The organism is Cupriavidus sp. FW305-46, assembly GCF_058787075.1.
In genome coordinates, this window is the sequence record NZ_JBYSZI010000002.1 from 43,546 (window position 1) to 56,806 (window position 13,261).

The following is a 13,261-nucleotide window of genomic DNA, read 5'->3' on the forward strand; positions in this document are numbered from 1 at the left end:
CCCCTTCTTTCCTTCTCCCCCAAGGCCCTGTATGAAGCCAGAATGGTCCTGTCTCAAGGACGTCACCATCATCGACGTCAGCCAGTTGCTGCCCGGTCCGCATGCATGCAGCCTGCTGCGGCAACTGGGCGCGGATGTGATCAAGGTCGAGCAACCCGGCACCGGCGATACTGCGCGGCAGCTCGGTCCGACGGTATTCGCGCAGTTCAACCGCGGCAAGCGCTCGGTTGCGCTGGACTTGAAGACCGATGCAGGCCGTGAAGCCTTCTTTGACCTGGTGCGCAATGCCGATGCCGTAGTGGAAGGCTTCCGCCCCGGCGTGATGGCGCGGCTCGGGCTGGGCTATGAAGCGCTGGCGGCGGTCAATCCCGCCATCGTGCTGTGTTCGGTCTCGGGCTTCGGCCAGACTGGCCCCTATGCCAGCCACGCCGGGCATGACCTGAACTACCTGGCGCTGGCCGGCTATTGGGCGACGCCGGTGCAGGTGCACGACAAGGTCTCGCGCCCGCGCGTGCGGGTGTCGGATTACGCCGCCTCCGGCTACGCGGCGCTGTCGCTTGCGGTGGCAATCATGAGTGCGCGCCAGAACGGACAGGGTCAACATCTGGATGTCTCGATCCATGACGCGATCCTGTCGTGGACCGCCCATGGCGCCTGGGCCGCGCGCGGGCATGAGGCATCGCCGCAGGCATCCCCTACCGTGATGCCGGAGAACGATCTCTTCGAAACGCGTGATGGCCTGCATCTGGCGATGGGCATCCTCGAGAACAAGTTCTGGGTCAATCTGTGCGAGGCGCTGGGCGAAGAATTCCCGGCCCTGCGCGATCCGCGTTTTGCCACGCGGGCTGGACGGTACGGGCACAAGTTGGAGGTCAATGACCTGATGGCGGCGGTGTTCTGCACGCGCGACCTGGCCGAGTGGGAGGCGTTCTTCGGGCCGCTGGATATTCCGTTCTCGCCGGTGCTGGGGGCGACGGCGCTGTTTGAGGATCCGCATGTGCAGGCGCGGGAGGTGGTTCGGCCGGTGCCTGGGGAAGGCGGGATTGCTGTGAATTTTCCGGTGAGGTTTTCGTTGGGGTTGCCGGAGGGGGAGGATTTTGTGGCTCAGGTGGGGGAGCATGGTGTGGACGGATCTCTGGCCAAGATCATCGGTGGCGGGATCGGGAACTCATGATTTGGCTTGGTTCCATGCGGTCGGTTGTCGTGCTTGGCGGGCGTGGCTGTTTCGCCGGCGTAGCCGGCGACCTACTTTCTGTCCGAGCGACAGAAAGTAGGCAAAGAACGCGTCGCCTGGGCGGCTGGCCATAAATTGCACGGTGTTGGTCATATGGCGGCGGTGGTTGCCGTTTGGGCTTGGGTGCCCGTTCGACCCAGCTACGCTCCCTGTCCGGTGCCTACGTCAACCGACTATTGGACGCAGATATCGCGTCAACGCCTTCGGCTGCGCTCCGCGCAAGCGCCCAATGACCGTCAGCGCATTTTGAGCCTGCGTAGCAGCCGTAGGCGTCCCCGCGATACGGCTGGCAGCAGGCGGCCTACGCCCTGCATGGGGATCGTTCAATAGTGGGTTAACGCAGGCACTGTCCCACACTCACATGGCGTAGCAGGGTCGAACGGGCACCCAAGCCCAAACGGCAAGCACCACCGTGCGAACCACCAACGCCGTGCAATTTATTGCCAGCCGCCCAGGCGACGCGTTTCTTGCTTACTTCTTGTCGCTTGGACAAGAAGTAGGTCGCCGGCTACGCCGGCGAAACAGCCCACGCTAGTCAAGAGCGACAACCAACCACACAGCGACCACCTCGCATTCCAAGACTCAGCGATTTCCTACTCAATCGCGTTGCGGCAAGCTTCGCCCAACCGCTCCAAAATGCGACATCTCTTATCGCGTGCACGACTCCGGCAGGAAATACTGGTCACGTCATCGGATCGCCGATGACCGGGCGTGGAAACCCGAAGGTCGGAACAGGGACAGGCGTTGCGCTTTCAAACGGCAACGCCTCTGCTCGCACGAACATGTCTGGTTCTATGGCGGGCCGAGCGAGGCAGCTGAAAGGCTGACCGGGTTCTTCCCTGTTCTAACCGGGTTTCCACCCTCGCTGTCTGGCCCGCCACCCTCACCTTCAAATGAGTGGCGCGCATTAACCCGGTAAGGAGTCAGTAATGGTCGATACAATCGAAACCAACGCGTGCCTGCATGAAGTGCGTGCCGGCATTGAAGGCGTGCTCGTGCTGCTGGAGCAGCAAAGCGTGCGCTCGGAAGCGTGCTTCAGCGCGCTCTGCCTGCTTGAAATGGTGAAGGCAAAGCTGGATGCCTTGATGGCAGCCGGGCCGCTTGCGGCATAGCAGTGCCTCTGGGCTGGCGGTGCTTCGGCACCGTCAGACAGTCCTCGTGAAAGCCGCATCAAGCGTGGCCGTTCGATCGGATCTGCCGGACGGTATCTGCCCAAATCGCCCGTTCATGGAATTTTCCAGACACTGCCTGGCAAATGTGCGCCCAGAACATCACTTGAGCTCACCACCCTTGCCCAGGCGTTCTCCTTGCCTTGGTCCGCCTACGTGCGCCTGCTATCGGCCAAGAACCCACAGGCTCGTACCTGCTGCGAAAGTGAGGCGCTGCGCAGTGGGTAGAGCGTACGTCAGCTAGAGCTACGAAGAGATTAACGTTCGGCGGCCTTGCCGCCACAATCGGTTACACGGTCGTCCCGCCAGTCCCGCGCCAGCCCCCTTTAGGTCAGGTAGAATCCCGCCCTATGTCGCGCGTGATTGCCATCCTCCTGATGCTGATCCTGCCGCTGCAGGCCCTGGCCGCAGCGCAGCGGCAACTCACGCATTCAGCGGGCTTCCCGCCGGACCATATGGCGGCGCACGCCGAGCATGTCCCCCATCACCACGATGACGACGGGGAAATCGCGTTCGACGATTCCACAGCATCCGCGTCGCATCAACTCGACTTCGACTACGGCACCCACTTCCAGGCACCGCTGCCCGCGGGCCTGCTGTTGCCGCTGGCGCAGCAGACGCAGCCCGAGCCGTTATTCCTCGGCGGCCGCATGCCTGACCCCGGCGGCAGTCCACCCTTACGCCCCCCTCACGCGCCCGCCTGACGGCGGGGCATTTGACCTCCTGATTGCCTGACGTGGCGCAATGGCTTGCGCCGCGCCCCGCCGCATTGCCTGTGTTATCGCGATTTGCGTTGGGGATTCCATGCAGAAGTTCTTCATTTCCATTGTTGCGTCCGCGCTGCTGGCACCGTCGGCCCATGGCCAGCCTGCGCCGGCGGATCTGCACGCGCTTTTCAATACCGCGTGGGAGCGGTCCGTTGCCCTCCAGGCGACCGAGGGGCGGCGCCTGGAGGCGGCGGCCAGCCGGGTCCAGGCGGATTCGCTGATCGCCGGGCCGCCCACGCTTGGCCTGCTGCACCGCGATGACCGCTGGACTGAAAAGCGCGGCCTGCGTGAGAGCGAGGTCCAGCTTGGCGTCCCGGTGTGGATGCCAGGCCAGCGTGCGGCACGCGGGGACCTGGCCGACGCACAAGCGGCCGAGGCCGAAGCCGGCGCCGCCCTGGCGCGGCTGAACGTTGCCGCGGAGGTGCGCGAGCGCGTCTGGCAGCTCGTGGCCGTGGAAGGGGAACGCGATGTGCTGCGGCGCCGCACAGAGATCGCCGCGTCGCTGCGCGACGATGTTCGGCGGCGGGTCACCGCCGGCGACCTGGCGCGCACCGACCTGCTGCTGGCGCAGCAGGACTACCTGGCGGCGCAGGGCCTGCTCGCGGACAGCGAGGCCCGGCTGGTGGATGCCAGGGCGCGGCTGCTGCAAGCGACTGGTGTATCGGCGTTGCCGCTGCGATATGACGAAGCGGCAGCGCCAGTGACCGATCCTGCCGCCGGTGCCGTGAGCCATCCAAGGCTGGAAGCTGCGCAGCAGGCCGTGCTGCGCAGCGAGCGCCAGGTGGGCTACTTGCGCAAATCGCGCCGCGACCCGCCGGAAGTCGGCGTGATGTACCGCAACGACCGTGCGGGCGGCGGCATGCCCAGCGACCAGACCGTCGGCCTGTTCATCAGGATCCCGTTCGCTACCGACGCGCGCAACCTGCCACGCGAGACTGCCGCGCAGACTGAACTGATGACAGCCCGGGCCGAGCTCGATCGCACCGAACGCATCGTCCGCTCCGCGATCGACGCGGCACAGGCGACGCTGTCGCTCTCAGAGCAGCAGCTCAGACTTGCCGAAGAGCGCAACGCCACGCTGTCCGAACGGGCGGCACTACTGCGAAGAACTTTCAATGCCGGCGAAATCGGCTTGCCTGAAGTGCTGCGCGCACAGAACCAGGCCCTCGAGGCCGAAGCCGACCTGGCGCGCCAGCGTGCCCGGCGCGGCATCGCCACTGCCAACCTGAACCAGGCTCTCGGAGTCCTGCCATGATCCGCCAGTTCTTCCTTACCCTGCTCTTGTCCCTCGCCTGCGCCGCGCATGCGGCGCCGGGCGCCCATGGCCCCAATGGCGAGCATCTGGATGCGCCGGCGAGCACCGGCGCCGCGGCGAATGCCCAGCCCGTCATCGAAGCCAATACGGAAGCGTTCGAGCTGGTTGGCACGCTGGCCCCTGATGAGCTGTCGGTGATGGTCGACCGCTACGTCACCAACGAGCCGGTGCTGAACGGCACGCTGGAGGTCGAGTTCAACGGCATCAAGGCACAAGGCAAGCTGCATGCCGACTTCGGCGATTACTCCTTTACCGACGAGAAACTCCTCAAGGCGCTGCGCCAACCGGGCCACCATGCGCTCGTGTTCACGCTTGTTGCCGGCGATGAGTCGGACCTGATCGAGGGCAGCCTGAACGTTGCCGCGGATGGGCACGCCCATGGCCTCGGGGCTTTGTGGCAAGCGCGCTGGCCGTGGATCGTCCTGCTTGTGGCGGTTGTCCTGGCGGCCGCGGCCTGGCGCGTGAGGCGCCGCAATGTCCATAAGAAGAGCTGAGGCCCGACATGCTGAAGACAACCAGGTTTGCAACGATCGCCATTGCGCTGGCTGCCTGCGCAACCATGCCGGCACTGGCCGGCCCCGGTGCGCACGGGCCCGGTGGCGAACACCTTGATGCACCGGGAGCGGTGTCCGGCAGCGGCGGCCTGGCCCGGCTGCCCGACGGCAGTGTCCAGGTGCCCAAGCTCGCGCAACGCCGTATGGGCATACGAACCACGATGCCGCAGGCAGCCTTGCACCCCGTAACCGTAGAGCTGAATGCCGTGGTGGCGATCGACCCCAATGCGGGTGGGCGCCTGCAGGCAGGGCACCCAGGCTGGATCGAGCCGCCGCCGGGAGGCTTCCCGCTGCTGGGGCAGCGTGTCAGCAAGGGCCAGGTGCTGGCCGTGCTGCGGCACAAGAGCGAGCCCTTCGATATCGGCAACCAGCAGGCGCAGTTCGCCAACCTGAGCGCCAACCTGAAGCTGGCCCGGCAACGGCTGCAGCGGTTGGAATCGCTGCAGGACAGCATCCCGCGCAAGGAGATCGAAGCCGCCCGCGCCGAGGTCCAGAGTCTTTCCGGCCAGCGCGAGGCGGTGGGCAAGAGCCTGCACCAGACCGACACGCTGACCGCGCCAGCCAGCGGCGTTATCGCCACTGCCAATGTGCTGGCGGGCCAGGTCGTTTCTGCTGGCGACGTGCTGTATGAAGTGGTTGACCCGGTCCGGATGCTGATCGAGGCCAGCACCGCGGATGCCTCGCTTGCCAACCGTATCCAGGGTGGGACCCTGGGCCGGTCGGACGGAGGCAAGCTGGAATTCATCGGCGCCGGCCGCAGCCTGAAGAACGGCGCCGTGCCGCTGATGTTCCGGCTGACGGGCAATGCGGCACCACTTGCCATCGGGCAGCCAGTGACGGTGGTTGCGACGCTGACCGAGACGGTCAAGGGCATCGCATTGCCAAGCGAGGCCCTGGTGCGCAATGGCAGCAACCTGCCGGTGGTGTGGATCAAGTCCGGCACGCAGCGCTTTATCGCTCAGCCGGTTGAAGCCCGCGTGCTGGATGCGGGAACGGTTGTCGTGGTCAAGGGACTGTCACCGGAGAACCGGGTGGTGGTGTCCGGGGCGGCACTGATCAACCAGATCCGCTGAGGGGCGCGCATGTTCAACTGGATCGTTCGCGCGAGCCTCGGCAACCGGCTGATGGTACTGGCCATCGCTCTAATCCTGATGGTGTACGGCGGCGTGACCGCATGGCGCACACCGGTGGATGTTTTCCCGGACCTGAACAAACCGCTGGTGACCGTGATCACCGAAGCCGGCGGCATGGCGCCGCAGGAAGTGGAGCTGCTGGTGTCGTTCCCGCTCGAGACCGCGCTCAATGGCATGCCAGGCGTCACGCGGGTCCGCTCGGTGTCGGGCGTCGGCTTGTCCATCGTGTATGCCGAGTTCGACTGGGGCAGCGATATCTATCGCAACCGCCAGCTCGTGTCGGAACGGCTGGCGCTGGTGAAGGAACAGTTGCCCGGCGGGCTGACGCCCATCCTCGGGCCGGTCTCGTCGATCATGGGCGAGATCATGCTGATTGCGTTACCGATCGACCCGGCCCGGGCCAGTCCGATGCAGGCGCGCGAGTATGCCGACTTCGTGCTGCGGCCGCGCCTGCTGTCGGTGGCTGGCGTGTCGCAGGTCATCCCGATCGGCGGCGAGGTGCGCCAGCTCCGGGTCGAACCGGACACCGCCAGGATGGCGCAGTTCGGCGTGGCGCTGCCACAGGTGGAAAGCGCGTTGCGCGACTTCGCCGCCAATACCAGCGGCGGCTTCATCGACCTGAACGGCCGCGAATACCTGATCCGCAACCTCGGCCGCACCAACCGGCTCGACGACCTGAAGGGACTGGCGGTTGCCTACAAGGAAGGCGCGCCGGTGCTGCTCGAGCAGGTGGCCGGTGTGCGCTATGCCGCCGCGCTCAAGCGCGGCGATGCCGGATTCAACGGCAAGCCGGCAGTGATAGTCAGCGTGCAGAAGCAGCCCGCGGCCGACACGGTGCGCCTGACGCGGGACCTGGAAGCAGCGCTCGGCGAACTGAAGCAGGGACTGCCGCCGGGCCTGTCCGCGCCGCAGGTGCTGTTCCGGCAGGCGGACTTTATCGAGGCCTCGATCGGCAACGTGGTCGAGGCGCTGCGTGACGGCGCCATCATGGTGGCCGTGATCCTGTTCGCCTTCCTGCTGAGCGCGCGCACCACCGCGATCTCGCTGGTGGCGATTCCGCTGTCGCTGGCCGTCACCGCGCTGGCCTTCCACCTGCTGGGCCAGTCAATCAACGTGATGACGCTGGGCGGCCTGGCCATTGCCATCGGCGAGCTGGTCGACGACGCGGTAGTCGACGTGGAGAACATCCAGCGCCGGCTCAGGCAGCGCGCAAGCCTGGAGGACCCGCCGTCCGTGCTGGAGACCATCTGGCGCGCCTCGGTCGAAGTCCGCTCCGGCATCGTCTATGCCACCCTGGTGGTGGTGCTGGTGTTCGTGCCGCTGTTCGCGCTGCCGGGTATCGAAGGCCGCCTGTTCGCGCCGCTGGGTATCGCCTACATCGTGTCGGTCCTGGCATCGATGCTGGTGTCGATGACCGTGACGCCGGTGCTGTCGTATTACCTGCTGCCGCGGATGAAGCGGCTGGAGCATCCGGACAGCCCGCTGGTGGCATGGCTCAAGCGGGTCGATACCAGGATCCTGGACTGGTCGTTCCCCCGCGCCAAGACCGTGCTTGCCGTCGCCGCCGTCACCGTCGCGCTCGCGGCCGCCACCGTGCCTTTCATGTCGCGGGCCTTCCTGCCAGCCTTCAACGAAGGCTCGCTCGTGATGTCGCTGATGTTCAATCCTGGCACATCGCTGGCCGAAGCCAACCGCATGGGTGCCCTGGCGGAGACCCTGATCCGGCAGGTACCGGAGGTGACGCAGGTCGGGCGGCGCACCGGCCGTGCCGAACTGGACGAACATGCCGAAGGCGTGCATTCGTCCGAAATCGATATCGACCTGAAACGCTCCGACCGCAGCCGGGAGCAAGTGATGGCCGCCATCCGCGTCCAGCTTGCCAGTCTCCCTGCGTCGGTGGCGATCGGCCAGCCGATTTCCCACCGGCTGGATCACTTGCTTTCCGGCGTGCGGGCACAGATCGCGCTGAAGATCTATGGCGACGATCTCGATACGCTGCGCGGCCTGGCGGAGAGCGTGCGCGGGCGGCTTGCTGCCATACCAGGACTCGTCGATATCACGGTCGAGCGCCAGGTATTGATACCGCAAGTCAATGTGCGGCTCGATTACCGCAAGGCCGCGCAATACGGCATCCCGGCAGGCGAGGCGCTGAAGGCCTTGCAAACCTTGTCGGATGGCACGCGCGTCACGCAGGTGATCGAGGGCGTGCGCCGCTACGACCTGGTGGTGCGGTTGCCCGATGCCGGCCGTACGCCGCAGGACCTGTCCCGCGTCATGCTGGATTCGCCGCGTGGCGCAGTGCCGTTGTCGGCAATCGCCAACGTCGAGGATGGCGACGGCCCGAACCAGATCGGGCGCGAGAACGGCCGCCGGCGCATTCTGGTCTATGCCAATACCGACGGCTCGGATATGTCAAAGATCATCGGCGATGTGCGCAGCGCGGCCGCGCGCGCCGGGTTGCCCGGTGGCTATTTCGTCAGCATCGAGGGTCAGTTCCAGGCGCAGGAGCAGGCGACGCAGTTGATCGTGTTGCTGGCGCTAGTATCGCTGGCGCTGATCTACCTGGTGCTTTACTCGCGCTACCGCTCCGCGACACTCACGCTGATCATCATGGCGAACATCCCGCTGGCGTTGATCGGCAGCGTGATCGCCATGTGGCTCGGCGGCCTGACGCTGTCGGTGGCGTCGATGGTCGGCTTCATCACGCTGACGGGCATCGCCACGCGCAATGGCATTCTGAAGGTCAGCCACTACATCAACCTGTGCCGCTTTGAAGGGGAAACCTTTGGTATCCCGATGATCGTGCGTGGGTCGCTGGAGCGACTGACGCCGGTACTGATGACCGCGCTGGTTGCGGCGTTCGCGCTGGTGCCATTGCTGGTGTCGGCCGACGCGCCCGGCAAGGAAATCCTGCATCCGGTGGCGGTGGTGATCTTCGGCGGGCTGGTCAGCTCGACCATCCTGGATTCCGTGCTGACTCCCTTGGCGTTCTGGTTGTTCGGGCGCCGCCCGCTGGAGCGGATCCTGTCGCAACAGCCGGGCGACGCGTACTGATTACGGGCTTTGGCAGCGACGCCCGCAAGTCGCTGCACCAACGGAGGATTCGATGAAGAAACAGATCTCAGCCATGTTGTTTGCCGGCAGCCTCGCACTGTCCGGCCTTTCCGGTCTGGCCATGGCCCACGGCGCCAGGCCCGCGCAATACGGCGGCATCGTGCAGACCGCCAGCGACCTGCAGTTCGAGTTGGTCAACAAGGATGGCGCCGTCACCATTTATGTCGACGACCATGACAAGAAGCTGCCGGTGGCTGGTGCCAGCGGCAAGCTGACGGTGCTGACCGGCGCCCAGAAGACGGAAACGGCGCTGAACCCCGGGACGGACAATGCGCTGGTAGCGTCCGACAAGCTGCAGCTCAAAGCCGGCTCCAAGCTGGTCGCGACGATCAAGTTTGCCGACGGCAAGACCGTGACGGCACGCTTTGTGGCGAAGTAATACTAGGACGTGCCGGCTCACGAAGGGCTGCGATGGGTCAGTGGAGTGGCTTGACCCGACGGAACGCCCGCAGCATCGCGAGGTCGTAGGCGATCTTCAGCAGCCCGCAGGCCACCAGCGGCGTGCTGGCATAGCCGTAGGCCATCAACGCGGCGGCGAGCGCAGGACTGAGTGCCGCGGCGAGGCTGCGTGGCACCGCGGTCAGGCTTGCCGCCGCGGCCCGTTCCGGCGGGGTGACAACGGCCATGACATAAGCCGTCCGGGTCGGCACATCCATTTGCGACAGCGCGCTGCGAGCCAGCAGCAAGGCCAGGCTCAGGGCCAGCGTGGGCGCGAAGGCGGCCGCAATCAGGCACAGGCTGGACGGGATATGCGTAAACACCATCGTGTTGAGCAGGCCGATCTTTCGCGCCAGTGGCACCGCCGCGAGCTGCGAGAGCGTCGTCAGCATTCCTGCCAGGAAGAAGAGCTGGCCGGTCGCGGCAGGACTCAGACCGAAGCGCTGCATCAACCACAGCGACAGTAGCGAATTGACCACGAGCCCGCCCGCGAACGCGTCCACGCTGAACAGCATGGCCAGGCGCAATACGATCGGACGGGACGGGCCCAATGGTGTTGTCGGCGTGGGTGCCGCTCCATGTGGCTGCGTGGCAGGTACGCGCGCATAGAGACGCCACAGCAGCAGCCCTATGATCCCGTAGAAACCGAACATCAGGCGCATCGCATCGAGCGAGGACAGCCGGGATTGCTCGACCAGCCATGCCGGTAGCGCCGCTGCCAGCGCCCCCAAAGCGGATGAGAATGCGCCGATCAGGCCGTAGCGTGCGAACAGCGCCGTCCGGGCGTCAGGCGATGCCGATTCCGCCAGCCGCGCGTGTTCCAGCGGCAGGAAGACACTGACATCGCCAGAGCCAGGGTTAAGCGTGCCGATGAAGGCGATCACCAGAAGCGGCCACAGCGTGGAGAAACCTGCAAAGCCGAGGCCGGTCGCAAACATCAGGGCGGCCGCCAGCATCAGCAAGCGGCGTTGCGGGTAGCGGTGCCCGACGATCCCGACCAGGATGGTGGCGAGGGCCGAGCCGATCAGTGTCGCGCTGCTGATGAGCCCGACTGCCATCGAATCGAAACCAAGCGCCAGCAGGTAGGACGGCAGCAGCACGGCAATATAGCCATCACAGATGCCACGCAGCGCGCGGCCGGCAAGCAGCGGCAAGGCGTCGGGGTGAACACCGGATGGCAGCGCGATGCGTTCGAGCCAGCTACTGCTGGCGGCCGAGGGGTGGTCGTTATGCACAGCCATGGCGAGCCTGACATGCCCCCGGTTCGTTTGGCTCAGTGGTGCAGCACCGGATAAACGGCAAGGCCGATCAGCGCGGCGCCGGTGATGATGACCGGCTCCGGCAGCTTCTTGAATTTCAGCAGCAACGCGATCGTGCCCAGCGCCAGCAGTATGGTCGGCACGTCGACAATCGAGCGCTTGGCGAGCACGAACACTGCACCGGTGATAGCGCCAATCGCTGCCGCCGTGACGCCATCGACAAAGGCGAGGATGCCCGGCAGCTTTCCGTACTTCTTGAAGTAAGGGGCAGGCAGCACGGTGAACAAATAGCAGGGCAGGAACGTTGCCAGTGCCGCCACGCAGGCGCCGGGCAGCCCGGCCACCAGGTAACCGATGAAGCCGACCGTGATGACCACCGGGCCCGGCGTGATCATGGCCACGGCTACCGCATCGACGAACTGCTTTTCGTTGAGCCAGTGGTATTCCGTCACCACACCGCCGTAGAGGAAGGGCACGATGGCGAGACCCGAGCCGAAGACGAAGGCGCCTGCCTTGGCAAAGAACACACCGATCTGGGTCAGCAGGGGCCAGTCCAGCATGCTCAGCAGGCCGCTTGCGGCCGGCACCTGCGTGGCCACGAGCGCATTGGCGCCGCTCTGGCGCAGCCACCTGGGCGGAGCGCGCCAGAACCAGGCAAGCACGCCGGCTGCCAGGAACAGCCAGGCGATTTCGGACTCCGTGACGATGGTCACCGTAGCCAGCACCAGGTAGATTGCCCAGAGCAGTCTGTCCTTGCCCACACTCTTTATGGTCAGCTTATAGGCGCTGATGGCGATGATGCCGATGACGGCGGCGCCCACGCCATAGAACACCGATTGCATCCACGTCAGCCCGCCAAAGCGGACATAGGCCCAGCCTAGCGCCAGCACCATCAGGAACGACGGCAGCACGAAGGCCAGCCCGATCAGCGTGGCACCGAGGACCCGATAGTGGACGTAGCCGAGGTAGATCGCCAGTTGCGCTGCCAACGGCCCGGGCGCCAGTTGTGCCAGCGCGATGCCTTCCTTGTAGTCCCCGTCGCTGATCCAGTTCCGCCGCTCCACGAGGTCGCGGTGCATGTAGCCGGCCAACGCGACCGGCCCGCCAAAGCCAAAGGTGCCAAGGCGGAGGAAATAGAGCACGAGCTGCCAGAGGGTGTAGACAGGCCGTTCAGAGATTCCTGGCGGCGCGATGCCGGCTTGTTGCATGCGACTCATAATGGGATCCTGGCAGAGTCAGGGTTTCTTGTTGGTGGAGAAGTGTGCGTAAAGCGAATCCAGCACCCGGCCGATTTCCGCCAGCAGGGCGTCATCATCCTTCAGGCGTGCTCGTGCGCCGGCCAGCATGGCTTCAAAGCCGCTGGCTTCCGGCACCGAAATGCCGCCAATGTCCAGCGCATGGACCATGGCGCCGAGCCGGCTGAGTCCGCGGTCGGATTCGAGGCCGAAGCTCGACAGCAGTACTTCAAATGAAACGCGCTCGCCCACATGCGTGAAGGTCGCGCCGTCGAAGTCGAAGCCCAGCGCATCGTCCGGGCAAGCGGAGGCGCTTTCCAGCCACAGGAACCGGGCATGGGGATCGATGAAGCGCTGGATCAGCCAGGCGCTTGCCACGCGGTCCACCCACAGGTGGCGGCGGGTGGCCCAAATCCGCCCTTGATACTGGGCAGGATCCCGACGAGCGATTGCTCGCGAGAGCGCCTGTGGTTCGCCCGGAGACTGGATGGTCTCGATGGCGCGGCTGAAGTCATTCCATTGGGCTTCGGCACGGGTCGACGCCTCATTGGGGAAGAAGTCGATCGTGCGGATCGCTTCGTAGGCACGCCCGTGACGACGCAGCAGACGATTGAGTTCGGCGCTGCTTTGATCGGTCAGCGACTTGCGTGCATCTGACAGGGCAGCCTGCAGTTCCGCATAGTCAGCGCTGCGGTCGAACAACGCCTGGAATGCGGTCTCTTCCCCTGGATTGTCGGCGCGGACACTCAAGAGCCAGGCCTGGCCGCCTTCTTGCCGGGCGTCGTCGGCCAACTCGCGCAACTGGGCGATTTGCTCATCGCCTGCAGGCAAGAGATAGGCGCCGTCACGCAGTGCGGCGCAACCAATAGTCTTGATCGCGCGCCAGATCCGCATCCGGGCGGTGGCGCCGGAGGTTGGTAGCGTGACGATCAGCAAAGCCCAGGGGTCGATTAACGCGGTCATGAGCGCATGTTAGGGGCCCATAACGCGTCTTTCAATGCTGTAGATATCCCTACATTAATGCCGTTTGGATCACATTTCGG

At 65.4% G+C, this 13,261-nt stretch carries 11 protein-coding genes; 8 read left to right on the top strand and 3 right to left on the bottom strand.

From position 1 onward, the window contains the following. Window positions 1-31 precede the first annotated feature (31 nt). The 8 genes from AC3WON_RS01185 (at window position 32) to AC3WON_RS01220 (ending at window position 9,665) form a co-directional block, all read left to right on the top strand. Window positions 32-1,174 carry a CaiB/BaiF CoA transferase family protein gene (locus tag AC3WON_RS01185; protein ID WP_492351000.1) on the top strand — a complete coding sequence of 381 codons (1,143 nt, stop codon included), beginning with the start codon at window positions 32-34 and terminating at the stop codon, window positions 1,172-1,174. Between the two features lie 989 nt (window positions 1,175-2,163). After that, window positions 2,164-2,346, top strand: a complete 183-nt coding sequence (locus AC3WON_RS01190) for a hypothetical protein (RefSeq protein WP_492319195.1) — start codon at window positions 2,164-2,166, stop codon at window positions 2,344-2,346. A gap of 407 nt (window positions 2,347-2,753) precedes the next feature. Beyond that, complete coding sequence (locus tag AC3WON_RS01195) at window positions 2,754-3,107, top strand: hypothetical protein (protein ID WP_492319194.1); 354 nt, start codon at window positions 2,754-2,756, stop codon at window positions 3,105-3,107. 100 nt (window positions 3,108-3,207) lie between these two features. Further along, on the top strand, window positions 3,208-4,425 hold the full coding sequence (locus tag AC3WON_RS01200; protein WP_492350918.1) for a TolC family protein: 1,218 nt from the start codon (window positions 3,208-3,210) through the stop codon (window positions 4,423-4,425). Continuing rightward, window positions 4,422-4,979 carry a hypothetical protein gene (locus AC3WON_RS01205; protein ID WP_492350919.1) on the top strand — a complete coding sequence of 186 codons (558 nt, stop codon included), beginning with the start codon at window positions 4,422-4,424 and terminating at the stop codon, window positions 4,977-4,979. The genes AC3WON_RS01200 and AC3WON_RS01205 overlap by 4 nt, the downstream gene beginning before the upstream one ends. Before the next feature lie 8 nt (window positions 4,980-4,987). Continuing rightward, a complete protein-coding gene (locus tag AC3WON_RS01210; RefSeq protein ID WP_492319191.1) occupies window positions 4,988-6,112 on the top strand; it encodes an efflux RND transporter periplasmic adaptor subunit in 1,125 nt (374 codons plus the stop codon). A gap of 9 nt (window positions 6,113-6,121) precedes the next feature. Further along, window positions 6,122-9,226: an efflux RND transporter permease subunit gene (locus tag AC3WON_RS01215; protein ID WP_492350920.1), complete on the top strand. Its 3,105-nt coding sequence runs from the start codon at window positions 6,122-6,124 to the stop codon at window positions 9,224-9,226. Window positions 9,227-9,278: 52 nt separating this feature from the next. Continuing rightward, window positions 9,279-9,665, top strand: coding sequence for a hypothetical protein (locus tag AC3WON_RS01220; RefSeq protein ID WP_492319189.1), 387 nt, complete (start codon window positions 9,279-9,281; stop codon window positions 9,663-9,665). Between the two features lie 37 nt (window positions 9,666-9,702). Here AC3WON_RS01220 and AC3WON_RS01225 read toward each other — a convergent pair whose 3' ends face one another. From AC3WON_RS01225 to AC3WON_RS01235, 3 genes are read right to left on the bottom strand one after another with little or no spacing between them, the layout of a single operon-like run. Beyond that, window positions 9,703-10,965 carry an MFS transporter gene (locus tag AC3WON_RS01225; protein ID WP_492350921.1) on the bottom strand — a complete coding sequence of 421 codons (1,263 nt, stop codon included), beginning with the start codon at window positions 10,963-10,965 and terminating at the stop codon, window positions 9,703-9,705. Between the two features lie 32 nt (window positions 10,966-10,997). Next, entirely contained in the window at window positions 10,998-12,191 is a 1,194-nt protein-coding gene (locus AC3WON_RS01230) for a chromate transporter (RefSeq protein ID WP_492351001.1), read from the bottom strand. Between the two features lie 27 nt (window positions 12,192-12,218). Beyond that, window positions 12,219-13,181, bottom strand: a complete 963-nt coding sequence (locus tag AC3WON_RS01235; RefSeq protein ID WP_492311597.1) for a chromate resistance protein ChrB domain-containing protein — start codon at window positions 13,179-13,181, stop codon at window positions 12,219-12,221. Between the last annotated feature and the right edge of the window lie 80 nt (window positions 13,182-13,261).

Coding starts and splice junctions, on each gene's coding strand:
- AC3WON_RS01185 (WP_492351000.1), top strand. CDS start 32: ATGAAGCCAGAATGGTCCTGTCTCAAGGACGTCACCATCATCGACGTC.
- AC3WON_RS01225 (WP_492350921.1), bottom strand. CDS start 10,965: ATGGCTGTGCATAACGACCACCCCTCGGCCGCCAGCAGTAGCTGGCTC.
- AC3WON_RS01235 (WP_492311597.1), bottom strand. CDS start 13,181: ATGACCGCGTTAATCGACCCCTGGGCTTTGCTGATCGTCACGCTACCA.
- AC3WON_RS01195 (WP_492319194.1), top strand. CDS start 2,754: ATGTCGCGCGTGATTGCCATCCTCCTGATGCTGATCCTGCCGCTGCAG.
- AC3WON_RS01220 (WP_492319189.1), top strand. CDS start 9,279: ATGAAGAAACAGATCTCAGCCATGTTGTTTGCCGGCAGCCTCGCACTG.
- AC3WON_RS01190 (WP_492319195.1), top strand. CDS start 2,164: ATGGTCGATACAATCGAAACCAACGCGTGCCTGCATGAAGTGCGTGCC.
- AC3WON_RS01200 (WP_492350918.1), top strand. CDS start 3,208: ATGCAGAAGTTCTTCATTTCCATTGTTGCGTCCGCGCTGCTGGCACCG.
- AC3WON_RS01230 (WP_492351001.1), bottom strand. CDS start 12,191: ATGCAACAAGCCGGCATCGCGCCGCCAGGAATCTCTGAACGGCCTGTC.
- AC3WON_RS01210 (WP_492319191.1), top strand. CDS start 4,988: ATGCTGAAGACAACCAGGTTTGCAACGATCGCCATTGCGCTGGCTGCC.
- AC3WON_RS01215 (WP_492350920.1), top strand. CDS start 6,122: ATGTTCAACTGGATCGTTCGCGCGAGCCTCGGCAACCGGCTGATGGTA.
- AC3WON_RS01205 (WP_492350919.1), top strand. CDS start 4,422: ATGATCCGCCAGTTCTTCCTTACCCTGCTCTTGTCCCTCGCCTGCGCC.